Source organism: Nocardioides campestrisoli (genome assembly GCF_013624435.2).
GTDB classification, from domain to species: domain Bacteria; phylum Actinomycetota; class Actinomycetes; order Propionibacteriales; family Nocardioidaceae; genus Nocardioides; species Nocardioides campestrisoli.
The window spans coordinates 1,321,825-1,347,261 of the sequence record NZ_CP061768.1; the positions used below are offsets into that span (position 1 = coordinate 1,321,825).

General features: G+C 72.4%; 30 protein-coding genes and 1 tRNA gene. 17 read left to right on the forward strand and 14 right to left on the reverse strand.

The annotated features are described in order from the left end of the window. Nucleotides 1-17 precede the first annotated feature (17 nt). The gene (gene hppD / locus H8838_RS06315; protein ID WP_181310322.1) at nucleotides 18-1,259 is read left to right on the forward strand and encodes a 4-hydroxyphenylpyruvate dioxygenase; all 1,242 of its coding nucleotides are present in this window, start codon (nucleotides 18-20) and stop codon (nucleotides 1,257-1,259) included. Between the two features lie 58 nt (nucleotides 1,260-1,317). Here hppD and H8838_RS06320 read toward each other — a convergent pair whose 3' ends face one another. Further along, the gene (locus H8838_RS06320) at nucleotides 1,318-1,917 is read right to left on the reverse strand and encodes a LysE/ArgO family amino acid transporter (protein ID WP_224766425.1); all 600 of its coding nucleotides are present in this window, start codon (nucleotides 1,915-1,917) and stop codon (nucleotides 1,318-1,320) included. A 72-nt stretch (nucleotides 1,918-1,989) separates the two neighbouring features. On the opposite strand from H8838_RS06320, the gene H8838_RS06325 reads away from it, so the two are divergent. Next, nucleotides 1,990-2,898, forward strand: a complete 909-nt coding sequence (locus tag H8838_RS06325; RefSeq protein ID WP_224766426.1) for a LysR family transcriptional regulator ArgP — start codon at nucleotides 1,990-1,992, stop codon at nucleotides 2,896-2,898. 18 nt (nucleotides 2,899-2,916) lie between these two features. Here the strand turns inward: H8838_RS06325 and H8838_RS06330 are convergent, their stop codons facing one another. The 3 genes from H8838_RS06330 to H8838_RS06340 are packed head-to-tail and all read right to left on the reverse strand — an operon-like array spanning nucleotide 2,917 to nucleotide 5,310. Then, complete coding sequence (locus H8838_RS06330; RefSeq protein ID WP_181310324.1) at nucleotides 2,917-3,687, reverse strand: amino acid ABC transporter ATP-binding protein; 771 nt, start codon at nucleotides 3,685-3,687, stop codon at nucleotides 2,917-2,919. Further along, nucleotides 3,687-4,478, reverse strand: a complete 792-nt coding sequence (locus H8838_RS06335) for an amino acid ABC transporter permease (RefSeq protein ID WP_181310325.1) — start codon at nucleotides 4,476-4,478, stop codon at nucleotides 3,687-3,689. Before H8838_RS06335 ends, H8838_RS06330 begins: the two co-directional genes overlap by 1 nt. Before the next feature lie 46 nt (nucleotides 4,479-4,524). Continuing rightward, complete coding sequence (locus H8838_RS06340; RefSeq protein ID WP_181310326.1) at nucleotides 4,525-5,310, reverse strand: transporter substrate-binding domain-containing protein; 786 nt, start codon at nucleotides 5,308-5,310, stop codon at nucleotides 4,525-4,527. A 168-nt stretch (nucleotides 5,311-5,478) separates the two neighbouring features. On the opposite strand from H8838_RS06340, the gene H8838_RS06345 reads away from it, so the two are divergent. Beyond that, a complete protein-coding gene (locus H8838_RS06345) occupies nucleotides 5,479-6,207 on the forward strand; it encodes an RDD family protein (protein WP_185995081.1) in 729 nt (242 codons plus the stop codon). Nucleotides 6,208-6,230: 23 nt separating this feature from the next. Here H8838_RS06345 and H8838_RS06350 read toward each other — a convergent pair whose 3' ends face one another. From H8838_RS06350 to H8838_RS06360, 3 genes are all read right to left on the reverse strand, one after another. Continuing rightward, a complete protein-coding gene (locus tag H8838_RS06350; protein ID WP_181310328.1) occupies nucleotides 6,231-7,001 on the reverse strand; it encodes an enoyl-CoA hydratase-related protein in 771 nt (256 codons plus the stop codon). Further along, the gene (locus H8838_RS06355; protein WP_181310329.1) at nucleotides 6,994-7,569 is read right to left on the reverse strand and encodes an isochorismatase family protein; all 576 of its coding nucleotides are present in this window, start codon (nucleotides 7,567-7,569) and stop codon (nucleotides 6,994-6,996) included. The genes H8838_RS06350 and H8838_RS06355 overlap by 8 nt, the downstream gene beginning before the upstream one ends. 136 nt (nucleotides 7,570-7,705) lie before the next feature. Continuing rightward, complete coding sequence (locus H8838_RS06360) at nucleotides 7,706-9,031, reverse strand: nicotinate phosphoribosyltransferase (RefSeq protein WP_397181885.1); 1,326 nt, start codon at nucleotides 9,029-9,031, stop codon at nucleotides 7,706-7,708. Nucleotides 9,032-9,048: 17 nt separating this feature from the next. Here H8838_RS06360 and clpS point away from each other — a divergent pair, with 17 nt between their 5' ends. Together clpS and H8838_RS06370 are read left to right on the forward strand one after the other, a co-directional pair. Next, entirely contained in the window at nucleotides 9,049-9,345 is a 297-nt protein-coding gene (gene clpS / locus H8838_RS06365) for an ATP-dependent Clp protease adapter ClpS (protein ID WP_181310330.1), read from the forward strand. Beyond that, a complete protein-coding gene (locus tag H8838_RS06370; protein ID WP_181310331.1) occupies nucleotides 9,342-9,923 on the forward strand; it encodes a DUF2017 domain-containing protein in 582 nt (193 codons plus the stop codon). The genes clpS and H8838_RS06370 overlap by 4 nt, the downstream gene beginning before the upstream one ends. A gap of 72 nt (nucleotides 9,924-9,995) precedes the next feature. Here the strand turns inward: H8838_RS06370 and H8838_RS06375 are convergent, their stop codons facing one another. Beyond that, complete coding sequence (locus H8838_RS06375) at nucleotides 9,996-11,468, reverse strand: matrixin family metalloprotease (RefSeq protein WP_185995080.1); 1,473 nt, start codon at nucleotides 11,466-11,468, stop codon at nucleotides 9,996-9,998. Between the two features lie 169 nt (nucleotides 11,469-11,637). On the opposite strand from H8838_RS06375, the gene H8838_RS06380 reads away from it, so the two are divergent. From H8838_RS06380 to H8838_RS06400, 5 genes are read left to right on the forward strand one after another with little or no spacing between them, the layout of a single operon-like run. Beyond that, complete coding sequence (locus H8838_RS06380; RefSeq protein WP_181310333.1) at nucleotides 11,638-12,138, forward strand: Mov34/MPN/PAD-1 family protein; 501 nt, start codon at nucleotides 11,638-11,640, stop codon at nucleotides 12,136-12,138. Next, complete coding sequence (locus tag H8838_RS06385) at nucleotides 12,138-12,410, forward strand: MoaD family protein (RefSeq protein WP_181310334.1); 273 nt, start codon at nucleotides 12,138-12,140, stop codon at nucleotides 12,408-12,410. The genes H8838_RS06380 and H8838_RS06385 overlap by 1 nt, the downstream gene beginning before the upstream one ends. 5 nt (nucleotides 12,411-12,415) lie before the next feature. Further along, nucleotides 12,416-12,970, forward strand: a complete 555-nt coding sequence (locus H8838_RS06390; protein WP_224766429.1) for an NYN domain-containing protein — start codon at nucleotides 12,416-12,418, stop codon at nucleotides 12,968-12,970. A 55-nt stretch (nucleotides 12,971-13,025) separates the two neighbouring features. After that, nucleotides 13,026-13,973 (forward strand): PLP-dependent cysteine synthase family protein, encoded by a 948-nt coding sequence (locus H8838_RS06395; RefSeq protein WP_181310335.1) that lies wholly within the window; start codon nucleotides 13,026-13,028, stop codon nucleotides 13,971-13,973. A gap of 55 nt (nucleotides 13,974-14,028) precedes the next feature. Continuing rightward, nucleotides 14,029-15,042 (forward strand): DUF3152 domain-containing protein, encoded by a 1,014-nt coding sequence (locus H8838_RS06400; protein WP_185995079.1) that lies wholly within the window; start codon nucleotides 14,029-14,031, stop codon nucleotides 15,040-15,042. On the opposite strand, the gene H8838_RS06405 is transcribed toward H8838_RS06400, so the two are convergent. Beyond that, on the reverse strand, nucleotides 15,023-16,114 hold the full coding sequence (locus H8838_RS06405; RefSeq protein ID WP_185995078.1) for an alkaline phosphatase family protein: 1,092 nt from the start codon (nucleotides 16,112-16,114) through the stop codon (nucleotides 15,023-15,025). The two genes, H8838_RS06400 and H8838_RS06405, sit on opposite strands and share 20 nt — an antisense overlap. Before the next feature lie 152 nt (nucleotides 16,115-16,266). On the opposite strand from H8838_RS06405, the gene murI reads away from it, so the two are divergent. Together murI and H8838_RS06415 are read left to right on the forward strand one after the other, a co-directional pair. Beyond that, nucleotides 16,267-17,097 (forward strand): glutamate racemase, encoded by an 831-nt coding sequence (gene murI / locus H8838_RS06410; protein ID WP_219923982.1) that lies wholly within the window; start codon nucleotides 16,267-16,269, stop codon nucleotides 17,095-17,097. Further along, nucleotides 17,094-17,849: an MBL fold metallo-hydrolase gene (locus tag H8838_RS06415; protein ID WP_185995077.1), complete on the forward strand. Its 756-nt coding sequence runs from the start codon at nucleotides 17,094-17,096 to the stop codon at nucleotides 17,847-17,849. Before murI ends, H8838_RS06415 begins: the two co-directional genes overlap by 4 nt. Nucleotides 17,850-17,881: 32 nt before the next feature. Here H8838_RS06415 and H8838_RS06420 read toward each other — a convergent pair whose 3' ends face one another. Together H8838_RS06420 and H8838_RS06425 are read right to left on the reverse strand one after the other, a co-directional pair. Then, nucleotides 17,882-18,547, reverse strand: coding sequence for a response regulator (locus H8838_RS06420; protein WP_224766430.1), 666 nt, complete (start codon nucleotides 18,545-18,547; stop codon nucleotides 17,882-17,884). Further along, nucleotides 18,535-19,707, reverse strand: a complete 1,173-nt coding sequence (locus tag H8838_RS06425; protein ID WP_224766431.1) for a sensor histidine kinase — start codon at nucleotides 19,705-19,707, stop codon at nucleotides 18,535-18,537. Before H8838_RS06425 ends, H8838_RS06420 begins: the two co-directional genes overlap by 13 nt. A 132-nt stretch (nucleotides 19,708-19,839) precedes the next feature. Between H8838_RS06425 and H8838_RS06430 the strand changes: the two genes are divergently transcribed. The 5 genes from H8838_RS06430 (at nucleotide 19,840) to rdgB (ending at nucleotide 23,805) form a co-directional block, all read left to right on the forward strand. Continuing rightward, entirely contained in the window at nucleotides 19,840-20,772 is a 933-nt protein-coding gene (locus H8838_RS06430; RefSeq protein WP_181310340.1) for an ABC transporter ATP-binding protein, read from the forward strand. After that, nucleotides 20,769-21,545, forward strand: a complete 777-nt coding sequence (locus H8838_RS06435) for an ABC transporter permease (protein ID WP_181310341.1) — start codon at nucleotides 20,769-20,771, stop codon at nucleotides 21,543-21,545. Before H8838_RS06430 ends, H8838_RS06435 begins: the two co-directional genes overlap by 4 nt. Nucleotides 21,546-21,638: 93 nt before the next feature. After that, the gene (locus H8838_RS06440) at nucleotides 21,639-22,391 is read left to right on the forward strand and encodes a helix-turn-helix domain-containing protein (protein WP_181310342.1); all 753 of its coding nucleotides are present in this window, start codon (nucleotides 21,639-21,641) and stop codon (nucleotides 22,389-22,391) included. 39 nt (nucleotides 22,392-22,430) lie between these two features. After that, nucleotides 22,431-23,189, forward strand: a complete 759-nt coding sequence (gene rph, locus H8838_RS06445) for a ribonuclease PH (protein ID WP_181310343.1) — start codon at nucleotides 22,431-22,433, stop codon at nucleotides 23,187-23,189. Then, complete coding sequence (gene rdgB / locus H8838_RS06450; RefSeq protein ID WP_185995076.1) at nucleotides 23,182-23,805, forward strand: RdgB/HAM1 family non-canonical purine NTP pyrophosphatase; 624 nt, start codon at nucleotides 23,182-23,184, stop codon at nucleotides 23,803-23,805. Before rph ends, rdgB begins: the two co-directional genes overlap by 8 nt. Before the next feature lie 30 nt (nucleotides 23,806-23,835). Here the strand turns inward: rdgB and H8838_RS06455 are convergent, their stop codons facing one another. The 3 genes from H8838_RS06455 to bcp all read right to left on the reverse strand — a co-directional run bounded on the left by H8838_RS06455 (nucleotide 23,836) and on the right by bcp (nucleotide 25,368). Further along, nucleotides 23,836-24,717, reverse strand: a complete 882-nt coding sequence (locus H8838_RS06455) for a bile acid:sodium symporter family protein (RefSeq protein WP_185995075.1) — start codon at nucleotides 24,715-24,717, stop codon at nucleotides 23,836-23,838. A gap of 56 nt (nucleotides 24,718-24,773) precedes the next feature. Next, nucleotides 24,774-24,858, reverse strand: a tRNA-Leu gene (locus tag H8838_RS06460). A gap of 33 nt (nucleotides 24,859-24,891) precedes the next feature. Further along, nucleotides 24,892-25,368: a thioredoxin-dependent thiol peroxidase gene (gene bcp / locus H8838_RS06465; protein WP_185995074.1), complete on the reverse strand. Its 477-nt coding sequence runs from the start codon at nucleotides 25,366-25,368 to the stop codon at nucleotides 24,892-24,894. Between the last annotated feature and the right edge of the window lie 69 nt (nucleotides 25,369-25,437).

Sequence of the window (25,437 nt, forward strand, 5' to 3'; positions counted from 1 at the left end):
GAGACAGTCTGTGAGCCATGACACAGACCCCCTCGACGCCCACCCGGCCCCAGCCGTCCACCGGTGCTGCTCTGACCGCGGACGAGCTGCGTGCCGATCTCTCGCTGGACCAGCTCAGGCAGCTCGTCGGGCTGGTGGAGTACGACCCCTCGCGCGACCCGTTCCCGGTCACGGGGATGGACGCGATCTGCTTCGTGGTCGGCAACGCGACCCAGACCGCGACCTTCTACCAGCTGGTCTTCGGGATGGAGCTGGAGGCGTACCGGGGGCCGGAGACGGGTCTGCGGGACGCCAAGGTCTTCGTGCTGCGCTCGGGCTCGGCACGGTTCGTCTTCGCCGGGGGAGTGACTCCCGACAGCCCCTTGCTGGAGCACCACCGCAAGCACGGCGACGGCGTCGTCGACCTGGCGCTGGAGGTGCCCGACGTGGACCGCTGCATCGAGCACGCGCGTTCGGTGGGTGCGACGATCCTCGACGAGCCCTACGACCTGACCGACGAGCACGGCACGGTGCGGATGGCGGCGATCGCGACGTACGGCGAGACCCGGCACACGCTGGTCGACCGCTCCCGCTACGACGGCCCGTACCTTCCCGGGTTCGTGGCACGCCGTTCGACCGTCGCCCGCGGGGAGGGGCGCCCCCGCCGGCTCTTCCAGGCCGTCGACCACTGCGTGGGCAACGTGGAGCTCGGCCGGATGGACGAGTGGGTGGAGTTCTACCAGCAGGTCATGGGCTTCACGAACATGGCCGAGTTCATCGGCGACGACATCGCCACCGACTACTCGGCGCTGATGTCGAAGGTGGTCGCCAGCGGCAACCACCGGGTGAAGTTCCCGCTCAACGAGCCGGCGATCGCGAAGAAGAGGTCGCAGATCGACGAGTACCTGGAGTTCTACGACGGTGCCGGCTGCCAGCACATCGCCCTGGCCACCTCCGACATCCTCCGCTCGGTCGACGTGCTGCGCGACCACGGGGTCGAGTTCCTCGACACCCCCGACTCCTACTACGACGACCCGGAGCTGCGTGCTCGGATCGGCGAGGTGCGGGTGCCGATCGAGGAGCTGAAGCGGCGCGGCATCCTGGTCGACCGCGACGAGGACGGCTACCTGCTGCAGATCTTCACCAAGCCGATCGGGGACCGGCCCACTGTCTTCTACGAGCTCATCGAGCGGCACGGGTCGCTGGGCTTCGGCAAGGGCAACTTCAAGGCCCTCTTCCAGGCGATCGAGCGGGAGCAGGAGGCGCGCGGCAACCTGTGAGGCCCCGTGGGGACCGAGCCCGCGCGGGAGGGACGTGGGCTCGGTCGCCGGGGTGTTCCTAGTGCAGGAGCAGCCCCACCCCGAGGGAGCCCATCACCACGGCGATGGCGGAGTCCAGGACGCGCCAGGCGGACGGGCGGGCGAAGAGTCCGCGGAGCAGTCGGGCGCCGTACCCCAGGCCGAAGAACCACCCGGTGCTCGCGACCAGGGTGCCCAGCAGGAACCACCAGCGGTCTGCGCCGAAGCTGTTGGCCACCGTGCCGAGCATCAGCACGGCGTCGAGGTAGAAGTGCGGGTTGAGCCAGGTCAGGGCCAGCGTGGTGAGCACCGCGCGCTGCCAGGTCATCGAGGTCCCGGTGCCGGAGTCCAGGCCCTTGGGTCGCCATGCCCGCATCGCGGCGTGCAGGCCGAACCCGATCAGGTAGACCGCTCCCAGGACCTGCGCGACCGGCAGCACGCCCGGCCACCGCTCGAGCACGATGCCGAGCCCGGCGACGCCGGCGGTGATCGCGACGACGTCGGAGACCAGGCAGGTGACCACGATCGGGAGCACCTGCTCCCCGCGGATCCCCTGGCGCAGGACGAAGGCGTTCTGCGCGCCGATGGCGACGATGAGGGCGAGGCCGGTCAGCAGGCCGGCAAGGACGACGTTCAGCACGTGACCAAACGCTAGGCACCGTGAAGTCATAACGCCAGCGAACGATTCTGGGCAATCATTAGAATGTCTTGTGTGAAAGACCTCACCCAGATGGACCCCGTCGCACTCCGCACTTTGGCTGCCGCCGTCCGCGCCGGCACCTTCGAGGCAGCCGCCCGTGAGCTGCACGTCACCCCCTCGGCGGTGAGCCAGCGGATCAAGGCGCTGGAGGCGCGGGTGGGCCGGGTGCTGCTGCACCGGGTCAAGCCGCTGGAGACCACCGAGGCGGGCCAGGTCCTGGTCCGGCTGGCCGCCCAGACCGAGCTCCTGGAGCGCGAGGCGGTCGCCGAGCTGACCGAGGTGGACGACGACGAGGAGGCGCCGTACGCCGCGGTGCCCCTGGCGGTGAACGCCGACGCGCTGCACACCTGGCTGATCGACGCCCTGGTGGAGGTGCAGGGCCAGCACCGGGTGACCTTCGAGCTGCTGCGCGAGGACCAGACCCGGACAGCCGAGCGGCTGCGCCGCGGGGACGTGATGGCGGCGGTCACCTCGGACCCCCGGCCGGTGCCGGGCTGCCGGGTGGTCCAGCTGGGCCGGATGCGCTACCTGGCGGCTGCCACCCCCCGGTGGGTGCGCGACCACCTGCCCGACGGAGCCACGGCGGCCGCCCTCGAGCGGGCGCCGATGATCGCCTTCGACCGCTCCGACACGCTCCAGCACGACTTCCTGCGGAAGGTGACCCGTCGCCGGCTGACCCCGCCGGCGACCTACATCCCGTCGGTCAACGAGTTCGACTCGGCGGTCCGGCGGGGGATGGGCTGGGGGATGGTGCTGGAGAGCCACGCCGCCCGCGACCTCGCCACCGGCCGGCTGGTCGAGCTGGCCCCCGGGCGGCACGTCGACGTCCCGCTCTTCTGGCAGCACTGGCGGCTGGAGTCGCCGGTGATCACCGACCTGACCGCTGCCGTCACTCGGACCGCGTCGGCCTGGTTCGGCTGAGCGGTCGGGTGACCGACTTCAGAGGACCTTGGACAGGAACGCCCGGGTGCGCTCGTGCTGCGGCGCGGCCAGCACCTCGGACGGGAGGCCCTCCTCGACGATCACCCCGCCGTCCATGAAGACGAGCTTGTCGCCCACCTCGCGCGCGAACCCCATCTCGTGGGTGACCACCATCATCGTCATCCCCTCGGTGGCCAGGTCCTTCATCACCGCCAGCACGTCACCCACCAGCTCGGGGTCCAGCGCGGAGGTCGGCTCGTCGAAGAGCATCATGTCCGGTTGCATGGAGAGTGCCCGGGCGATCGCGACCCGCTGCTGCTGGCCGCCGGAGAGGTGGGCGGGGTACGCCTTCTCCCGGTCGGCCAGCCCGACCTTCTCCAGGTTGGCGCGGGCGATCGCGACCGCCTCGTCCTTCTTCCGCCCGGCCACCTTCTCCTGGGCGATGGTCAGGTTGCGCAGCACGCTCATGTGCGGGAACAGGTTGAACTGCTGGAAGACCATCCCGATCCGGGCCCGCAGCTTGTCCACGTCGGCGTCCGGGTCGGTGATCTCCTCGCCCTCGACGAAGATCCGGCCGCTGGTCGGTGTCTCGAGCATGTTGACGCAGCGCAGCAGCGTCGACTTGCCCGAGCCGCTGGGCCCGATCACGCAGACCACCTGCCCGTGGCCGACGTGGAAGTCGATGCCCTTGAGCACCTCGTTCTCCCCGAAGTACTTGTGCAGGTCCTGGACGTCGATCGCGGCCGCGTTGCGGTCGTCGACGGACGGGGTGACGGTCGGGTCGGTCATCAGCGGGCCCTCTCCGCACGGCTCTCCATGCGGCGTACGACGATGGACAGCGGGATGGTGATCAGCAGGTAGCAGAGCCCGATCACCACGATCGGCGTCAGGTTCGCGGCACTGTTCATGCTCTCCCGGCCGAACTTGGTGAGCTCGTAGTCGGTGAGCGCCAGCCCGAGGATGTAGACCAGCGAGGAGTCCTTGGTGAGCAGGATCAGCTCGTTGGTCAGGGGCGGCAGGATGATCCGGAACGCCTGGGGGACGACCACGCTGATCATCGCCCGCGAGTGCGACATCCCGAGCGTCCTCGCGGCCTCCATCTGGCCCTTGGGGACGGCCTGGATGCCGGCCCGGATCGTCTCGGCCATGTAGGCGCCGCCGACCAGGCCGAGTGCCAGGGTGACGATGCCGAGGTTGCCGAACGGGATCTCCCGGCCGGGGAAGGCCAGCGGGAAGCCCACGCTGAGCGCGATGAAGACGACCAGGGCCGGCAGCCCACGGAAGATCTCGATCACCAGCGTGGCGATCCACCGGTAGGGGCCCACGCTGGAGAGCCGCATCAGCGCCAGCACCAGGCCCAGCACCAGGCCGAACGCGAAGCCGCACGCGGTGTAGATGAGCGTGTTCTTCAGGGCGATGGTGATCACCCGGGGGAACTGCTCCTTGACGAGCTCCCAGTTGAAGAACGCCCGCTGGAGCTGCCCCCAGTCGGCGACGTAGGCCAGGGCGGCGATCACGGCCACGAGGACGGCGTACTGGACCAGGCGCCACCTCGCGGCGCGCTGTCGGGGACTGGCCATGCTGGATCTTCCTGCTCGGTCGGACGTCAGGACTCGCGCGGGTGGCTCAGGAGGCGGAGGTGCCGAACCACTTCTCGTACGCCGCGTCGTACTCGTCGCTGGCGATGGCGTCGTCGATCACCGAGATCAGCTCGTCGTTGCCGTCCTTCTTCACCGAGAAGCCGTAGACGTCACCGGTCTCGAACTCGGTGCCCACCTCGACGTCGGGGTTCTGGCTGGCGAAGTAGTTGAGCAGGCCGTTGTCGTTGACCCCGGCGTCCGCCTTGCCGGTCTTGACCGCCTGCTGCATCAGCGCGGAGTCCTCGAAGGAGATGATCTTGGCGTCCTCGGGTGCGTTCTCCCGGGTGAACTCGGCGCCGGTGGTGGCGTCCTGCACCGCGATGGTCTTGCCGGCCAGGTCCTCGAGGGACTCGTAGCCCGCGCCCGACTTCATCAGCAGGGCCTGCTTGGCCTCGAAGTACGGCTCGCTGAAGTCCATCACGGCCTCGCGCTCGTCGGTGATCGACATGGCGCCGGCGGCGACGTCGCACTGACCGGTGTTGAGCGCCTCGCCGGAGACGATGGTCTCCCACGAGGTGTCGACGACCTTGGTGTCGAGGCCCTCGGCCTGGGCGGCGATGTCGAGCACGTCGATGTCGAAGCCGACGACCTCGCCGCCCTCGGTGAACTCGAACGGCTCGTAGGGCAGGTGCGTGCAGATGGTGAGCACGCCGTCCTCGACCAGCTCGACGCCCGACTCGGTGGTCGTGGTCTCGGTGTCGCTCGCGCACCCGGCGAGGACGAGCGCGGCGGCCGCGAGGCCGATACCAGAGGTCATCGATCGAAAGTTCATTCCAGAACAATAACCACAATGATGTGTTCCACGTCTCCACCGGGTCCGCGGCGCAGACCGTCCGGGTCCGCCACAATGGCGCCGTGCTCGCCCGGGCGGCGGACACCCGCGACGACGCGGAGGGGGCCAGGCGCCGCGACGGCGGTGCCTGGGAGAGAGGTGGTTTCGATGATCGCGGGAGAGACCCCGGAGGGGTGGTACGCCGACCCGACGGTGCCGCACCCGGCCGCGGAGCGCTGGTGGAACGGCGTGCAGTGGACGGCGCACACCCGGCTCTCGATGCCCGACGACCTGCACGACCGGCTCGAGGTGCCCGCGCCCGGCGACCCGGCGCGGCACACGCCCGTGGTCCCCGCCGCGACCGACCAGCCCGGCCCCGCCGTCCCTGCCCTGCCCGCCCCGCCGGTGCCGAGGCGCAGCCCCGAGGTGCCGGTCACTCCTTACGGGGTGGCCCTGGCTGACTTCGGGCCGCGGATGACCGCCTTCGTGCTCGACCTCTTCATCGTCGCGGTGATCGCGTGGCCGCTCGGCAGGCTCCTGGGGGCTGCGTTCGACGGCTCGTCGGCCGTCCAGGACTGGCTCACCGGGCTCACGCCCCTGCTGGTCTTCTGGGTCTACCACTGGACGACCCTGTCCGCGCACGGCGCGACCTGGGGCCAGCGGGCCGTCGGCGTGGGGGTGCGGCCCTGGCAGGAGCACGGCCGGCTGACCCGCGAGCAGCTGGCGGTGCGCACCGCGGCGAGCTCGGTCTGCCTGGTGGGAGCGCTCGTGCCCGGCATCCAGTCGGTCGGCGCCCTCGCCTGGCTGGTCATCGCCGGCAGCGCCGTCGTCGACGGTGCGCACCGGCGCGGCCTGCACGACACGTGGTCGGAGACCTGCGTGGTGCGGACCCGCTGAGCCTGAGCCGGCGACGGGCCGGGTCAGCGGCCGCGGAACTCTGCCGGCCGCTTCTCGGCGAAGGCGCGCATCCCCTCGGCCGCGTCCTCGGTGCGCAGCAGCAGGGACTGGCCGCGCCGCTCCGCCTCCAGGGCGGGCTCGAGCCGCTCCAGCGCCGCGGCGTTGACCGCGCGCTTGGTGGCGGCCTGGGCCAGGGGAGCCCCGCCGGCCAACCGCCGGAGGATCGCGTCGACCTCCCGCGGGTGGTCGGCGTCCTCGACCAGGTGGCTGACCAGCCCGGCCGCGTACGCCTCGGCCGCGCTCAACGCCTCGCCGAGCAGCCCCATCCGCATCGCCCGGGCCCGCCCCACCGCGGCGGTCACGGTGGCGGTGGCGCCGCCGTCCGGCATCAGCCCGACCCGGGCGAAGGCGAGCAGGAAGGTCGAGCGGGCACTGGCGACCACCAGGTCGCAGGCCAGGGCGAGCGAGCAGCCGAACCCGGCCGCCACGCCGTCGACCGCGGCGACCACCGGCTGGTCGGCGTGGACGATCGCCCGAACCAGGCGGTTGGCCTGGTCGACTGCGCGGACGTCGAGGTGACGGTGGGCGTCGGGGCCGGAGAGGTCTGCCCCGGAGCTGAAGGAGCGGCCGCTGCCGGTCAGCAGCACCACCCGGACGTCGTCGCGCCGAGGCAGGCCCTCCAGCAGGGCGGTGAGCTCCTCGACCATCTCGGCGCTCAGGGCGTTGTGCACCTCGGGCCGGGCGAAACGGACCCGCAGCGCGCCGTCCTCGACGGCGACCTGGAGGTCAGACAAGGTCGATCCCCGCCCCGGACATCGTGGCGAGCGCGGACTCGGTGGTCCCCGGGGCCACCCCGGCGCAGAGGTCGACCAGCACCCGGGTGGCGAACCCCTGCGTCACGGCGTCCAGCGCAGTGGCCCGCACGCAGTGGTCGGTCGCGATCCCGCACACGTCCACCTCGGTCACCTGGTGCTCGCGCAGCCAGTCGCCCAGGGCGGACCCCGCCGCCGTCTGTCCCTCGAACCCCGAGTACGCCGCGGCGTACCGGCCCTTGAGGAAGACCGCGTCGAAGGGCTGCGGGTCGAGGTTGGGGTGGAACGCCTCCCCGTCGGTGCCGACCTCGCAGTGCACCGGCCAGGAGTCCACGAAGTCGGGCTCGCGGGACCAGTGCGCCCCGGGGTCGACGTGGTGGTCCTTGGTGGCGACGACGTGCGAGTACGCCGGCGCGTCGGCCGACTTCGCCTGCCAGGCCCCGATCAGCGTGGAGATCTCGGCGGCCACGCGTGCGCCTCCGGTCACCGCGAGGGAGCCGCCCTCACAGAAGTCGTTCTGCACGTCCACGACGATGAGTGCTCGGGTCATGGCGAGAGGCTACGCCGCGGCCGCGCCCCCTGTCGGGATCCCCGCTCAGCCGGGGATCGCGGAGGTTGGCGGGTGTTGCACCACGTGCCAACCACGCACAACCCCGCACAGGCGGGGATTCGTGGGGACGGGCGGGTCAAGAGTCCAGGTGGACCGTGGGGATCACCGGCTGCCCCTTGCTCAGCATGCGGGCCGGCAGCGGCAGCTCCTCCCGGCTGGTTAGGTGGCGCTGCCGGGCGGCGTCCAGGCTCTCGCGGCCCACGACCTCGCCCTCGCGCACCAACGGCACCAGGAGCGAGCGGTCGTCCCCGTCGTCGACCGGCTCGGCGCCGATCCCGACCACCTCGGCCTGGGCGACGCCCTCGGGGGAGAGCTGGCGCAGGGCGTACTTGCGTCCGCCCACCGACGCCTTGTCCTTGCTCTTCTTGGCCACCGGGAGCATCCGGCCCTGCTCGTCGGCCCGGCTCACCAGCTTGTAGACGAAACCGCTGGTGGGGTGCCCGGAGCCGGTCACCAGCTGGGTGCCGACGCCGTAGCCGTCCACCGGCGCGGAGGCGAGTGCGGCGATCGCGTACTCGTCCAGGTCGCTGGTGACCACGATCTTGGTGCCCGTCGCGCCGAGCGCGTCGAGCTGGGCCCGCACCTGGTGGGCCAGCACCCCCAGGTCCCCGGAGTCCAGCCGGACGGCGCCGAGCTCCGGGCCGGCCACCTCCACCGCCAGCCGGACCGCCTCGGCCACGTCGTACGTGTCGACCAGCAGGGTCGTGCCACGCCCCAGCGAGGTGACCTGTGCCCGGAACGCATCCTCCTCGCTGTCGTGCAGGAGGGTGAAGCTGTGCGCGGAGGTGCCGGTGGTGGGGATCTGGTAGCGCTCCCGGGCGGCGAGGTTGGAGGTGGCGTCGAACCCCGCGACGTACGCCGCCCGCGCGGCCGCGACCGCCGCCTCCTCGTGGGTACGCCGCGAGCCCATCTCGATGCACGGGCGTCCCTGGGCGGCCCAGGTCATCCGGGAGCCGGCGGAGGCGATCGCGGAGTCGTGGTTGTAGACCGAGAGCAGCAAGGTCTCCAGCAGCACCGCCTCGGCGAACGTCGACTCCACCACCAGCAGGGGGGAGTAGGGGAAGTAGACCTCGCCCTCCGGGTAGCCCCAGATGTCGCCGGTGAACTCGTAGTCGGCCAGCCAGGCGAGGGTCTGCTCGTCGACCACGCGCTCCTCGTCCAGGATCCCCAGGACGTGGTCGTCGAACCGGAACCGCTCGACCAGGTCGAGCGCGCGGCCGACGCCGGCCACGACGCCGTACCGGCGGCCCTCCGGCAGACGCCGGCTGAAGAGCTCGAAGACCGAGCGCCGCTGCCACGTGCCGGAGGCCAGCGAGGCCTGCAGCATGGTGAGCTCGTAGTGGTCGGTGAGCAGGGCCGAGGAGGGCAGGTCGACGGGGGTGCGGGCGGTCACAGCAGTCACTGTGCCACGATGAGGGCGTGTCCGCCGCGAGCCCCGTCGAGGTTGAACCCGACCTGACCGCCGACGAGTCGACCCTGCTGGACAAGGCCTGGGTGACGATCGTCTGGAACGATCCGGTCAACCTCATGTCCTATGTCACCTACGTCTTCCGCACCTACTTCGGGTACGACAAGAAGAAGGCCGAGAAGCTGATGCTGGAGGTCCACCACGACGGCAGGTCGGTGGTGAGCACCGGAAGCCGCGAGGAGATGGAGCGCGACGTCCAGGCGATGCACGAGTACGGGCTGTGGGCCACGATGGAGCGCTCGGCATGAGCGGCTTCACCCGGCACCGGCGCAGCGGCCGGACCATCGCCAACTTCACCGGCCTCGAGGCCGACCTGCTGCGCTCCCTGTCCGCCCAGGTCGTTGAGCTGCTGCGCAACGAGCGGGCGGAGCCGGCGAGCGAGGTGGACCCGCTGGAGGCGATGCTCGACTTCTCGGGGCCGACCAGCGAGCCCGAGGACCCGGTGCTGCTGCGCTTCTTCCCGACCGCCTACCGCGACGACGACGATGCGGCGGCGGAGTTCCGTCGCTACACCGAGGCCGCGCTGCGTGACGGCAAGGCCCGCACCGCGGTGGTGCTGATCGAGACCCTCGAGGAGGCCGGGCTGCCGCCCGAGCTCGACGAGGACGGGCTGATGATCGACGTCGAGCTCGAGCCCGCCCAGGCGCAGGACTGGCTGCGCGCGCTCAACGACATCCGGCTCGCCCTGGCCACCCGGCTGGAGGTCGAGGAGGGGGACGAGGGCTACTGGGAGTCGCTGCCCGAGGACGACCCGCGCACGCAGGCCCACGACATCTACGAGTGGGTCGGCTACCTGCAGGAGACCCTGGTCGAGTCCCTCACCTGACCCGAGGACCAGGCGCCGGGCCAGGTCCGGTCAGGTGCTCCGGGTCAGGCCCTCTGGTCAGGCCTCCTCTGGTCAGGGCAGGGCGACCACGCCGGGGAACCGGTCCCCGTCGCCGCTCGCCCGCGCCGGTCGCAGGCACCCGGACAGCAGCCCCGCCGAGCGCAGCCCGGTGAGGTCCCCGGCTCCCCAGACCGGGTTGGCGCCCTCGGACACCGGATACATCAGCTGGTCGGGCATGTCGGCGTGCCCGAGCCCCACCGCGTGGCCGACCTCGTGGGTGAGGGCCTCGAGCATGGAGCCGGGAGTCCAGGCGTGGTCGGCCTTGAGCACCGCCCCGCCCTGCACGATCCGCCACACCTGACCCAGCGTCGCGCTGCGGGCGCGAACCCCGTGGGCGGAGCCGCCCCAGCCGATGGTGGGGCCGGTGTCGAACGGCGCCCGGGTCTGGGTGGCGGTGCCGAAGCCCACGATCAGCGTCGCGTCCTTGGGGTACGCCGCGTTCGCGCCCTCGCCGTCGAACAGCGCCGTCGTGGCACCCAGGTGCTGGAAGCGCAGGCCGGTGGCCAGGCTCACCTGGCGCAGCGCCTCGGTGAGGGCCTCGGCGGCACCGGGCGGGGCGGCGTCGAGGTTCGTCCGGTAGGCGATCACCTGGCACGGGTCGTAGCGCAGGGGAGTCTCGTTGAGCTCGGTCCAGTCGCGGGGGGAGCCCGGCGGTGCCCAGGTCGGGGTGATCGTCAGGCCCCAGGGGGCCGAGCGGCCCTCCGAGCTGCCCCCGCCCGCCGGCACCAGGACCCGGAGCCTGGTCGAGTAGAGCCAGTCCGAGGGGGCGGCCAGGGCGAAGGAGCCGTCCGCGGCCACCGGGGTGCTGGACACCTGGCGCCACCCGGTGGGCAGCTTCAGCTGGAGGCGAGCCGTGCGGCCGGCCAGGTCGGCGGCGGAGACCACGCCGGTGACCGTGACCGGCGCGCCCCACGGGGCGGTGGCGGCTGGCCACGTCGTGGTCACCGTCGTCGGCGCCTGCACCCGGACCTTGACCCGGGCCCGGGCGAGCACCCGCCCGCGCGCGCTGGCCTGCACCCGGAAGGTGCGGGTCCGCTCCTTGCCGCCCGCCCGGACCTTCACCGAGAAGGCACCCCTGCGGTTCGTGCGGTCGCGACCGACCTTCTTCCAGCGCGCGCCGCGCTTCTCGGTCACCGTGACCACGCGCACGCCCGACCCGGCGCGCACGGTCCCGCGCAGGGTGAAGCGGCTACCGGCAGCGGCCGACCGCGGGGCCTTGACCGTGATCCGGGCGCGGCGGGCAACCACCACCCCCCTGGTCGCCTTGGTCGCCCTGGTCGCGCCGGACGCCGTCGTGCTCCCTGCCGCGGGCCGGGCGGAGACCTGGTCGCTGGGGACGGGGGACGCCGAGGCGGTGGCCGGCAGCAGACCCGGCAGTGTGGCGGCTCCCGCGGAGAGCACGGTGGCAGCGGCGAGCAGGCCGGTGCGGACGGCGCGACTGGTGCGGGGCGGGTGAGGGCGACGAGGCGCGGAGTCCGGGGGCACGGTCCACGCTAACCCGGGAACCCCCGTGGCGTCAGGGGCGTCGCCGATCGGTCACCCGACCCGGGCGGCCTCGCCCGCGCCGCACACCGAGACCGTCGCGGTGAGGAGGGTCACGAGACGGGTCGGGCGGGTGAGACAGGAGGCGCGGCTCGACCGGCCGCGTCTTAGGATGCGGGACGTGTTGACCATCAGCCGGCAGATCCGCGACGCCATCGTCGCCCACGCCAAGCGGGACCACCCCGACGAGGCCTGCGGGGTCGTCGCCGGCCCCGAGGGCAGCGACCGGCCCGAGCGGCTGGTGGAGATGGTCAACGCCGCCGGGAGCCCGACGTTCTACGAGTTCGACTCCACCGAGCTGCTGGCGCTCTACAAGGAGATGTGGGACAACGACGAGGAACCGGTCGTCGTCTACCACTCCCACACCGCCACCGAGGCCTACCCGAGCCGCACCGACATCGGCCTGGCCAGCGAGCCCGGCGCCCACTACGTCCTGGTGAGCACCCGCGAGCACGGGAATAACGACGGCCCGGTGGAGTTCAGGTCCTACAGGATCGTGAACGGCGAGGTGACCGAGGAAGAGGTCGTCGTCGTCGAGGGCGCCACCTCGTCCGAGGACCCGGCGCCCGACGGTCCGCCCACCCAGGCATCCACACCGAGGAGCAACGACTGATGGCCATCGAGGTCCGCATCCCCACCATCCTGCGTACCTACACCGGAGGCGAGAAGGCGGTGAACGGCCAGGGCGAGACGCTCAAGGCGCTCATCGACGACCTCGAGGCCAACCACCCCGGTCTCGCCGAGCGGCTGCTCGACGGCTCCGACCTGCGCCGGTTCGTCAACGTCTACGTCAACGACGAGGACGTGCGCTTCATCGGCGGCCTGGACGCTGAGCTGAACGACGGCGACCAGGTCGTGGTGCTCCCCGCCGTCGCCGGCGGCTGAGCGACGTGACGGGTCGGCGCACCTTCGTCCTGGTCGACGGGGAGAACATCGACGCCACCCTGGGCAACTCCCTCCTGGGCCGACGACCGTTGCCGGAGGAGCGTCCCCGCTGGGAGCGCGTCACCGACTACGCCCGGGAGCTGTGGGACCAGCCGGTCGTCGGACTGTTCTTCCTCAACGCCACCAGCGGCCAGTTCCCGCAGACCTTCGTCCAGGCGCTGCTGGCGATGGGCTACCGGCCGATCCCGCTGGCCGGGCGGGCCGACGAGAAGGTCGTCGACCTCGGTATCCAGCGCACGCTGGAGGCGCTGCTGCGCCACGACGACGACGTCCTGCTGGTCAGCCACGACGCGGACTTCGCCGACCACCTCGAGGCGCTGCTGGGCGGGGGGCGACGGGTCGCCGTCGCCGCGCTGCGCGAGTACGCCACGTCCCGGTTCGACGCCCTGGGGCTGGAGCTGCACGACCTCGAGGACGACGTGGCCGCCTTCAACGTCCCGCTGCCGCGGGTCCGCATCATCGCGCTCGACGACTTCGACCCCGAGATGTTCCTGCGCTGAGCCGAGCTGCCCCTCCGCTCCGCCCGCTCCGACCGCTCGTGAAAGGCTCGTGACCATGCGCCACGACAACCTGCTGGCCTCGGTCGGCAACACCCCGCTCGTCGGCCTGCCGCGGCTCTCGCCGTCCCCCGACGTACGTCTGTGGGCCAAGCTGGAGGACCGCAACCCGACCGGCTCGATCAAGGACCGCCCGGCCCTGAAGATGATCGAGGTCGCCGAGGCCGACGGCACCCTGCGGCCCGGGTGCACCATCCTGGAGCCGACCAGCGGGAACACCGGGATCTCGCTGGCGATGGCGGCCAAGCTCAAGGGCTACCGGATCGTCTGCGTGATGCCGGAGAACACCTCCGTCGAGCGCCGCCAGCTGCTCCAGATGTGGGGGGCGGAGATCGTCTCCTCGCCCGCCGCCGGGGGGTCGAACGAGGCGGTGCGGGTGGCCAAGGGGCTGGCTGCCGAGCACCCGGACTGGGTGATGCTCTACCAGTACGGCAACCCGGCGAACGCGCTGGCGCACGAGGAGGGGACCGGCCCCGAGCTGCTGGCCGACCTCCCGGAGATCACCCACTTCGTGGCCGGGCTCGGCACCACGGGCACCCTGATGGGGGTCTCCCGGTTCTTCCGGCGCGCCAAGCCCGACGTGCGCATCGTCGCCGCCGAGCCGCGGTACGGCGAGCTGGTCTACGGGCTGCGCAACCTCGACGAGGGCTTCGTCCCCGAGCTCTACGACGCCTCCCTGATCGACGCCCGGTTCAGCGTGGGCCCCCGCGACGCGGTGCGCCGGGTGCGCGACCTGCTGGAGCTGGAGGGCATCTTCGCCGGGGTCTCGACCGGGGCGATCCTGCACGCGGCGATGGCGCAGGCCGCCAAGGCGGTCCGGGCCGGCGAGAGCGCGGACATCGCCTTCGTGGTCTGCGACGGCGGCTGGAAGTACCTCTCCACCGGTGCCTACGAGGGCACCGTCGACGAGGCCGAGGACCGGCTGGACGGGCAGCTCTGGGCCTGACCGGCGTGTCGGTCGCCACCTGGTCCGCGGTCCGGTCGCGACCTACTCTGGGGGCGTGCGTGACCGGTGGACCATGGTGCTCAGGTCGGCTCTCGTGGCCGGCCTGCTGGTGCTGCCCCCGCTCGCCGCGACCTCGGCGTCCGCCCAGTCCGCGTCCGCCCAGCCCGGGGTCCACCCTGCGCTGATCGGCCTGCCCGCACCCTCGCCCAGCCCGTCGCCCAGCCCCGCTCCGGCTCCCGATCCCACCCACCGGCCGCCCGGCTCGACCGAGACGCCCGGGACCGAGCCCGGCCCGGAGACCGACCCTGGAGCCGAGGAGCCGGGCATCGCGCCGGTGCGCAGGCCTCGGGTGCTGGGGGAGCCCCGCTGGTCACGCACCTTGCGTGCCCACCCGGGCCGCTGGACGCCCCGGCGGGAGGAGACCCGCTACCGCTGGCTGCGCGACGGGACGCCGATCCCCGGTGCCCGGCAGCGCCGGTACCGGATCCGTCCCGAGGACGTCGGGAGCAGGCTGCGGGTGCAGGTCCGGGCGCGGCTGGCCGGAGGGTCCTGGGCGACCGCGGTCTCCCGGCCGACACCCCCGGTGCGGCACCTGGTCCCCGTACGCCGGGTCGTGACCTACCAGGTCGAGACCCGCGGAGCCGTCAGTGGCGTCCGCGAGTTTGCCCGGCTGGCCCAGGAGACCTTCGACGACCCGCGGGGCTGGCGCAGCACCGGCGTCGAGCTGCGCCGGGTCGACCGGGGTGGGGACCTGAGCCTGGTGCTCGCCGAGCCCTCGGAGGTGCCCCGCTTCTCCAGCGTGTGCAGCGCGACCTGGAGCTGTCGGGTCGGGCGCTACGTGGTGATCAACCAGGCCCGCTGGCGGCACGCCTCCCCGGCCTGGAACGCCGCCGGGCGCAGCCTGCGCGACTACCGGCACATGGTGGTCAACCACGAGACCGGCCACTGGCTGGGCCGCGGGCACCTCTCCTGCCCGGCTCCCGGACGGCTCGCCCCGGTGATGATGCAGCAGTCCAAGGGCCGGGCGGGGTGCCGCTTCAATCCGTGGCCTACCCCGTCGGAGCGGTGAGCAGCAGCCGCTCGTCGGCACCGAGCACACTGCCCGGCACGGGCGGCAGGCCGAGCAGGTCCAGCGCCACGTTGGCAACCATCCCGTTGCGCACCGGCTGCCGCTCCTCGGCGTACCCGGGGCGGCCGCGTCCGGGATCCTGGTACGCCGGGTTGAGCGCGTAGAGGTCGGCTCCCGCGTCCGCGCCCGGGCCGCGGACCAGGAAGGGCACCCGGTAGTTGGCCGGCTTGTTGCGCTGCGAGTGGCCGGTGCTGCGCCCGCCCCCGTGGTCGGAGGTCAGCAGCAGGGTGGTGGCGGGGGCGCCGTCGCGGTCGATCGCACGCACCACCCGGCCCAGCCACCGGTCCACGTCGCGTACCGCGTCGAGGTAGTCGCGGCCCATGAAACCGTGGCGGTGGCCGGCGGCGTCCGGTGCGGAGAGGTGCACGAAGCGCAGGTCCCGGTCCCGGGTCCGCAGGTCGCGCAGCAGCGAGCGGACCAGCTGCTGGTTGTCCTCCCGGATCACCACCCGGTCCAGGTCCTGGCCCCAGGACCGCCGCCAGAGGCTGAACTTGGACTTGCTGGCGAACAGGGCGGTGGAGCCGCCGGCGCGGGAGACCGCGGTGAAGACCGAGTCGACCCGCTCGCCGGCGGCCCGCCGCACGGTCGCGGGGCGGGCCCGGTCGACGTTCCAGTTCACGCCGTGGCCGCCGCGCGCGGCGTCGATGCGCCGCCCGGTGACCATGCCGGTGTGGTTGGGCAGCGTCACGGTGAGCTCCACCGCGGTGCGCGCGTTCAGGGTGCCGGCCCCCTCGTCGAGGAGCCGGTGCAGCGCGGGGGTCCCGGCCCGGCCCAGCCGGGTCAGCGCGTGCGGGTTGAGGCCGTCGACCGAGACCACGAGCACCGAGTCGGTGACCGGTCCGCTGCTGGTCGTGCCGGCGGCGCACGGCTCGCCCGCCAGCGGGACCCGGGCCACGTCGGGTCCGGCGGCCCCGTGCGTGACCGGGGCGGCCGGCACCAGGGCGCAGAGGGCGCCGACGGCGACGAGCGCGAGAGTGCCGGGACCGGAGCGGGTGCGCGCGAGGAAGGTCATCTCCCTCACCGTAACCCGCGCCGCACCGCCGCGTGACCGAGATGAGCAGGGCGGCCGGGGCGAGCAGTGTGACCCAGTGTCACCCAGTGTGACCCAGGCGATGGGTGACGTGGGTCGCGTGTGGGTGACCCCAGGACGGCGACCCCCTAGCCTTGTCGCTTGTGTCTCTCCCACCCCCCGGACCGGTCGACGCGCCGATCGGCATCTTCGACTCAGGCTTCGGGGGACTCACCGTCGCCCGCTCCGTGATCGACCAGCTGCCGCACGAGTCGATCATCTACTTCGGCGACACGGCCCGGCAGCCCTACGGCGCCAAGCCGATCGGGGAGGTGCGCGAGTACGCGCTGGAGTGCCTCGACCACCTGGTCACCCTGGGCGTCAAGGCGCTGGTGATCGCGTGCAACTCCGCCAGCGCCGCGATGCTGCGCGACGCCCGCGAGCGGTACGACGTGCCGGTGATCGAGGTCATCTACCCGGCCACCCGCCGAGCCGTCGCCGCCAGCAGGACCGGCCGGATCGGGGTGATCTGCACCCGGGCCACCGCCGAGTCGATGGCCTACGAGGACGCCTTCGCGGCCGCTCCGCACATCTCACTGCACACCCAGGCGTGCCCCTCGTTCGTGGACTTCGTCGAGGCCGGGATCACCGGCGGCGACGAGCTGCTCCAGGCGGCGCACGGCTACCTGGACCCGCTGGTCTCCGAGGGCGTCGACACGCTGATCCTGGGCTGCACCCACTACCCGTTGCTCACCGGGGTCATCTCCTACGTGATGGGCGGCCAGGTCACCCTGGTCAGCTCCGCGGAGGAATGTGCGAAGGACGTCTACCGGCTGCTGGCGACCAAGGGCCTGATGCGAGAGGGTGGGGAGGCGACGTACACGTTCCTCACGACGGGGACGGCCTCGGAGTTCGAGACCATCGGACGACGGTTCCTCGGCCCCGAGCTGAGGACCGCGCACCAGTTCGTGGGAGGGATGGCATGAGGCTCACCGTCGTCGGGTGCTCGGGGTCCTACCCCGGACCCGAGTCACCCGCGAGCTGCTACCTGCTGGAGGCCGAGCACCAGGGCCGCACCTGGCGGGTGCTGCTGGACCTGGGCAGCGGTGCGCTGGGAGCGTTGCAGCGCCACGTGGACCCGCTCACGATCGACGCCGTGCTGCTCAGTCACCTGCACCCCGACCACTGCATGGACCTGTGCGGCTACCACGTGCTGCGCCGCTACCACCCGAAGGGCCCGCAGGAGCGGATCCCGGTCTGGGGCCCGGCCGGGACGGCCGAGCGGATGGCGCTGGCCTACGACCTGCCGCTGGAGTCCGGGATGACCGGGGAGTTCGACTTCCGCGTGTGGGGGGAGGCCTTCCGGTTCGGCCCCTTCGAGGTGCAGGCGGTGCCGGTGGTCCACCCGGTCCCGGCGTTCGCCCTGCGGGTCGCCACCCAGGGCACGGTGGTGGCCTACACGGGCGACACCGGCCCCTGCGAGGCGCTGGACCGGGTCTCGGCCGACGCCGACGTGCTGCTGGCCGAGGCGTCGTTCCAGGAGGGCGACGTCAACCCGCCGGACCTGCACCTGACGGGGCGCGAGTGCGGCGAGCTGGCCACGCGTGCCGGCGTACGGCGGCTGCTGCTCACGCACGTGCCGCCGTGGCACGACCCGGAGGTGGCGCTGCAGGAGGCCAAGGAGGTCTACTCCGGGCCGCTGGAGCTGGCGTACGCCGGCCAGGTGCTGGAGCTCTGACAGCACTCACCCGCCGGCACGGAAGAGCGTGGTCAGGCCAGGCCCGCGTCGTGCACCAGGATGGCGATCTGCACCCGGTTGGTGACCTCGAGCTTCTCGAAGAGACGCGAGACGTGCGCCTTCACCGTGGCCACCGACAGGTGCAGCGCCCGGGCGATCTCGGCGTTGGAGAGCCCGGCGCCCACGGCCAGGGCCACGTCCTGCTCCCGGGCGGTGAGTGAGGCCAGCCGCTGCCGGGCCGCCCCGGCGCGGTCGTCGGGCGCCTGGGCGCGCACCTGGGTGACCAGCGCCCGGGTGGCGCTGGGGGAGAGCATCGCCTCGCCGTCGGCGACCCGGTGGATCGCCTCGACGATCTGCGCCGGAGGGGTGTCCTTGAGCAGGAACCCGTCGGCGCCGGCCGCCACGGCGCCGACCACGTGCTCGTCGGCGTCGAAGGTGGTCAGCACGATCACCCGCGGCGGGTCCGGGCGTGCGTGCAGGAGGGCCGTCGCCTCCAGGCCGTTGAGCACGGGCATCCGGATGTCCATCAGCACCACGTGGGGACGCAGCCGCTCGACCAGGGCCACTCCGGCCTGGCCGTCGGCGGCCTCGCCGACCACCCGGATCCGGGACCGGCCGCCGAGCATCAGGCTCAGCGCGGAGCGCACCAGCGGGTCGTCGTCGACCACGACCACGTCGAGCGGAGTCACGTCGTCCACGGCAGCCACCCCTCCACGACGAAGACGTCGCCCTGGCGGCCGTGCGTGAGCCGACCTCCGCGGGCCTGGGCGCGCTCGGCGAGGCCGACCAGCCCCAGCCCCGACCCTGGCGCGGCGGGCACCGTGGCGAAGCCGAGCCGGTTGCTCAACCGCAGGCTCAGCCCCTGCTCGGGGTCTCCGGCCAGCTGGATCTCCAGACGTGCCGCGGGGGCGTGCTTGCGGGCGTTGGTGATCCCTTCCTGCACGATCCGGTAGACGGCCCGGCCCGACACCTCCGGGACGAGCGCGGGGTCCTCCACCCGGTCCTCGAGCACGACGGGGGTGCCCTCGGCGCAGGCCTCCTCGACCAGCTCCCGCACCGCGGCGTACGTCGGCAGCGGCCGGTCCGGCGCGGTGCCCTCGAGGTCGCGCAGCACCCCCAGGACGCCGCGCAGGTCGTCGAGGGCCTGGTGCGACTTCTCCCGGATCTCCGCGACGCCCGCGCGCAGGGTGTCGGCGTCGAGGTCGTCGCGGAACGCCAGCGCCCCCGACTGCAGGGAGATCTGGGAGATCCGGTGCGCCAGCACGTCGTGCATCTCCCGGGCGATCCGGGTCCGCTCGGCCGACCGGGCCTCGCTCTCGCGCAGCGTCTGCTCGGTCTCCGCGCGCTCGGCCCGCTCACGCAGGGTGCCGATGAGCTGGCGCCGGGAGCCGAGGTACATCCCCCAGCCCATCAGCGCGACGGTGACGGCCGTGTTGAACGCGAGGTCGAGCCACCACGGGCTGCTGCCGGCGAACGGCTGCACGAGGGGGAAGGCCATCCCGGCAGCGACCATCGCCACGCTGGTCACCGCGATCGGCACGAGCCGCAGGTGCGTCGCGAGGGAGACCGCCGACAGGGTCGCCGGGCCGGCCGCGATCCCCGAGCCGATCATCATCACCTGGGTGAGCAGCGCGACGGTCAACGGCCAGCGCCGCCGGAACAGCACGAGCACGTAGGAGGCCAGCCCCACGACGACGTCGGTCCACCACAGCGCGCGGTGGTCCTCCCACTGTCCCTCCACCACGCTGCCCCAGACCAGCAGCGAGGCGAGCAGGCACACCAGCAGGCGCCAGACCTGGTCCCAGACACCGAGCGAGGGCTGGTGGGGCTGGGAGGCGGAAGGGGCGGGCCGGGGCACGCAGCACAGGCTAGGCGGCGGTCGCCGGCAGCGCAGGAGCCGGCCGTCGGGGCAGCACCCCCTACTTAGGTAGGGCCGCGACGCGACCCGGGGAGGGCGAAATTCGGTGGACGCCTGAGGCAGGCTGTTCCCATGATCGAAGTCCAGGGACTGACCAGAAGGTACGGCGACTTCCTTGCCGTCGACGACGTGAGCTTCGCCTGCCAGCCGGGGAGGGTGACCGGGTTCCTCGGGCCCAACGGTGCCGGCAAGACCACGGCGATGCGGATCGTGGTGGGGCTGACCGCTCCGACCGCGGGTCGCGCGACGATCGGCGGGCAGCTCTACCGCGACATCCCCAACCCCGGGCTGCACGTGGGCGTGCTGCTCGACGCGGGCGCCCAGCACGGGGGCCGCACCGGCCGGGAGATCCTGCAGCTCGGCGCGAGCACCATGGGCCTGCCCACCTCGCGGGTGGACCAGATGCTCGAGCTCGTCTCGCTCTCGCCGAAGGAGTCCAAGCGCCGCCTGCGCAACTACTCCCTCGGCATGAAGCAGCGGCTCGGCCTCGCCCACGCCCTGCTGGGGGACCCCTCGGTGCTGATCCTGGACGAGCCGGCCAACGGGCTCGACCCGGCGGGCATCCGGTGGATGCGCGACCTGCTGCGCGGCTACGCCGAGCGTGGGGGCACCGTGCTGCTCTCCAGCCACCTGCTCAACGAGGTCGAGCTGATCGCCGACGACATGGTGCTGATCGGCCGCGGGAAGATCCTCGCCCAGGGCGACAAGCGCTCCCTGCTCGCCAGCCGGGGCGGCGCGGCGACCCAGGTCGCCTCCCTCGACGACCAGGCGCTCGCGACGGCGCTGACGGGGCTCGGTCACACGGTCACCGCGACCGGGGACGGCCTGCGGGTCGACGCCGAGCCCGTGGTGGTGGGCCGGGCCGCCCTCGAGGCGGGCATCGTCCTCACCGACCTGCACCAGACCGGCGGCGGTCTCGAGGACCTGTTCCTCGAGCTGACCGGCCAGACCCAGCGCGAACAGCTCGCCGGCTCCACCGGCCCCCAGACAGGAGCGCACGCATGAGCACCCTCGACTCCGCGCCGCGGACCCTCGACGTCAGCGGCACCCCCAAGACCCCGTTCGCGCGGCTGGTGAAGGTCGAGCTGCGCAAGTCGTTCGACACCCGGGCCGGGCTCTGGCTGATCGGGTCGATCGTGGTGATCACCGCCCTGGTGATGGCGATCGTCTACTTCGCCTCGGACGAGCACACGTTCGGCAACTACCTCTCGGCCGCCTCGACGCCCCAGTCGCTGCTGCTCCCGGTGCTCGGCATCCTGCTGGTCACCAGCGAGTGGAGCCAGCGCACCGCCATGGTGACCTTCGCCCTCGAGCCGTCCCGGTCGCGGGTGGTGGGTGCCAAGACCGTGGCCGCCATGATCTTCGGGGCGGGCGCCTTCGTGGCGGCGATCGTCCTCGGTGCCCTCGCCACCCTGCTCTCGGGCGGGACCGACGGCTTCGCCGGCTTCGAGTGGGGTGACAGCTCCGCGTTCTTCCTGCTGCAGCTGTTCACCATCCTCCAGGGGCTCGCCTACGGCCTGCTGCTGCTCAACACCCCGGCGGCGATCGTGCTGTTCTTCGGCCTGCCGATCGTGATGAACCTGCTGTTCAGCCTGGTCGACGCGCTGCGCGACGCGGCACCCTGGATCGACCTGGCCACCGCCCAGATGCCGCTCTTCAGCTCCAGCATCGACCTCTCCGGCGAGGAGTGGGCCCAGCTGGGCAGCACCACCCTGATCTGGATCGTCATCCCGTTCGTGCTCGGCTGGCTCCGCCTGCTCAAGGCCGAGGTCAAGTAGCGAGCCCCGGGCAGCGACGTAGCAGGAGCACCGGCGCCGGGAGTGTGAGGGTTCAGCCACGCCCGGCGCCGGTCTCTGCCTAGGATCGGCGCCATGTCTGCCAGCCTGCTCCGCGGTCTGCGCATCCTGGAGATGCTGCGTACCGAGCCGCTCGGTGTCTCCGAGGTAGCCCGTCGACTGCAGGTGGACAAGGCCGGGGTCTCCCGGGTGCTGCGAGCCCTCCTGGAGGAGGGCTGGGTCGAGCGGACCGGCCGCCTGCACGTGCTGGGGCCGCGCGCCCTGCTCCTGTCCTCCGGCGCGTTCACCACCCCCTTGCGCGGCCGGGCCGTCCAGCTGGCCCGTCGGCTCCGCGACCAGACCGGCCAGACCACGGCCGTGGTCCAGCTGCGCACCAGTGGCGCGCACCCGCTCGCGGTGGAGCCCCGGGAGCCGGACTCCCCGCTGCCGGCTCCCGCCGAGCCGGCGAACCACCTGTGGGAGACCGCTGCCGGGCTCGCCCTGCTGGCCCAGCTGCCGCCCGCGGACCTGTCTCCGCACCTGGACGTCTCCCCGTGGCCCACGCGGGCCGCCGGTGCGCCGCGGAGCCCCGAGGAGGTGCACGACCTGCTGGACCGCCTGCGACGCGGCGAGCCCGTCGTCGAGCGCTCGTGGAACTCACCCGGCATCGGTTGCCTGGCGCTGCCCTGGCCCCTGCCCCGCTCGGAGGGCGAGGCGGAGGCGGGCGAGGACGGTCACGACGCCGAGGGACCCGCCGCTCTGGTCGTGGTCGGTCCCGAGCAGGAGATCCTGCGCGACCACGACCGGCTCGCCGAGCTGCTGCGCGCGGCTGCCGAGGACGTCGCCTGAGGGACGGACCGGTCGGTGGTCACGACTAGGGTCGTGGCCATGACTGAGACCTCCCTGACCCGCGCCGACGGGCGTGCCGACGACGAGCTGCGCGAGATCCGCTTCACCCGAGGGTGGCAGGACCACCCGGCCGGCTCGGTGCTGGTCGAGTTCGGCCGCACCCGGGTGCTCTGCGCCGCGTCCGCCTCGGTCGGCGTGCCGCGCTGGCGCAAGGGCTCCGGCCTCGGCTGGGTCACCGCGGAGTACGCGATGCTCCCCTCGGCCACCAACACCCGCTCGGACCGCGAGTCGGTCAAGGGCCGGATCGGCGGGCGCACCCACGAGATCTCCCGACTGATCGGCCGGTCGCTGCGTGCGGTGATCGACTACCAGGCGCTGGGGGAGAACACGATCCAGCTCGACTGCGACGTCCTGCAGGCCGACGGCGGCACGCGCACCGCCGCGATCACCGGGGCGTACGTCGCCCTGGCGGACGCCATCGAGCACCTGCGTGCCACGGGCTCGCTCACCGGGGAGCCCCTGACCGGCTCGGTCGCCGCGGTGAGCGTGGGCATCATCGACGGCGTGCCCCGGCTCGACCTGCCCTACGAGGAGGATGTGCGGGCCGAGACCGACATGAACATCGTGATGACCGGCGAGGGCAAGTTCATCGAGGTGCAGGGGACCGCCGAGGGTGCCGCCTTCGAGCGCTCCGAGCTGGACGCGCTGCTCGCCCTGGGGGAGAAGGGCTGCGCCGACCTGACCCGGCTCCAGCGCGAGGAGCTCGCCAAGCCGCTCCCGGGAGGCCTCCGTGGCTGAGGTCTTCCTCGCCTCGCGCAACGCCAAGAAGCTCGCGGAGATGCAGCGGATCCTCTCGCAGTGGCTGCCCGACGTGGTGGTGCTCGGCCTCGACGACGTCGCGGCGTACGACGAGCCGGTGGAGGACCAGCCGACCTTCGAGGGGAACGCGCTGGTCAAGGCGCGGGCGGGGGTCAAGGCCTCGGGCCGACCGACGATCGCCGACGACAGCGGGTTGTGCGTCGACGCCCTGAACGGCATGCCGGGTGTGCTCTCGGCCCGGTGGAGCGGGACGCGCGGCGACCGGGCCGAGGTGGACGCGCGCAACAACGCGCTGCTGCTCGACCAGATCGCCGACGTGCCCGACGAGTGTCGTGGCGCCCACTTCGCCTGTGCGGTCGCGCTCTGCCTGCCCGGCGGCGAGGAGCACGTGCTGCACGGCCGGATGGACGGCCGGATCATCCGCGAGGTCCGTGGTACCGGCGGCTTCGGGTACGACGTCCTCTTCGTCGCCGACGAGCACGCGTCGGACGGTCGGACCTCGGCCGAGCTGGACCCGGCCGAGAAGGACGAGATCTCCCACCGGGGGAGGGCGCTGCGGGCGCTGGCCCCGGTGGTGGCGCAGGTCCTGGGTTGATTCGTGCTGGGCTGATTCGTGTTGGGCTGATCAGGCCGCGACGGCGGGGGCGGGCTCGTCGGCCCGCACCCGCCGCGCGACCCAGCTGCCCCAGAGTGCGGCGAAGACGAACATGATGATCGAGTAGACCGCAGCCGGCACGGAGATCTCCGTGGAGTCCAGCACCTCGACCGCGACGAAGATCGCCAGGGTGGAGTTGTGCACCCCGATCTCCATCGACGACGAGATCGACTGGGGGCCGGAGATGCCCAGCGCCCGAGGGACGGCGTACCCCACGATCAGGCTGAGGGCGCAGAAGAGTGCGGCGACCAGGCCGATGTCGGCCAGGTAGTCACCGACCTCGGCGCGCTGGTCGATCAGGATGCCGATCACCAGGACGGCGAGGATCACTGCCGACCCGAGGCGCACCGGCCGGTCCATCGCCGCGGCGAACCCGGGACGCCGGTCACGGACCAGCATGCCCAGCCCCACGGGCAGGATGATCAGGGCGAAGACCTTGACGATCTCGTCCAGCGGCATCGCGACCTCGTCCTGGCGGTCGTAGAAGGCGATGGCCGCCCCGGTGATCAGCGGCAGGGTGAAGACCGCGACCACCGAGTTGATCGCGGTGAGCGAGATGTTGAGCGCCACGTCGCCGCGGAAGAGGTGGCTGAACAGCGCTGCGGTGGTCCCGCCCGGGGAGGCGGCGAGCAGCAGCATGCCGATCCCCAGCAGGGCGGGCAGGTCGAAGACCACCACCAGTCCGAAGCAGATCGCCGGCATCAGCACCAGCTGGCACACCAGCGCGATCGTCACCGCCTTCGGCGTCCGGGCGACCCGGCGGAAGTCGCCGAGGGTCAGGTCCAGACCGAGGCCGAACATGATGATGCCCAGGGCGATCGGCAGACCGATGGTCGTCAGCGCGGAGTCCATGGCCGGACCGTAGTGGTTCAGGTCACATCCGGGAAGAGCGGACGCTCACCCGCTCCTGGTGCCGAAGGCGGGACTCGAACCCGCACACCCGAAGGCACAGGTACCTAAAACCTGCGTGTCTGCCAGTTCCACCACTTCGGCGTTCGCCGCCGCGTGAGCGACGGCCGCTGCAGTCTAGGCGGCGTCCAGCTTCAGGTCGCGACGGAGCTTGGCCACGTGGCCGGTCGCCTTCACGTTGTACTGCGCGAGCTCGACGTTGCCCTCGGGATCCACGACCACGGTGGAGCGGATCACGCCCTCCACGACCTTGCCGTAGAGCTTCTTCTCGCCGAAGGCGTCGTACGCCTGCATGGTCGCCTTGTCGGGGTCTGAGAGCAGGGTGATCGTCAGGGCGTCCCGCTCGCGGAACTTCGCCAGCTTCTCCGGCTTGTCGGGGGAGATGCCCACCACCTCGTAGCCCGCGGCCTGCAGCGAGGCGAGGGAGTCGGTGAAGTCGCACGCCTGCTTGGTGCAGCCCGGCGTCATCGCGGCGGGGTAGAAGTACACGATCACGCGCCGGCCGCGCAGGTCCGCCAGGGAGACCTGCTCGCCGGTGTCGGAGGTGAGGGTGAAGTCGGGGGCCGGGTCGCCGACGGTGAGGCGGTCGCTCATCTGTGCTGCTCCTTGTTGCCAGTCATGTGCAATTGGCTATTGCCAATCGTTTGCAGTGCGCTCATGGTG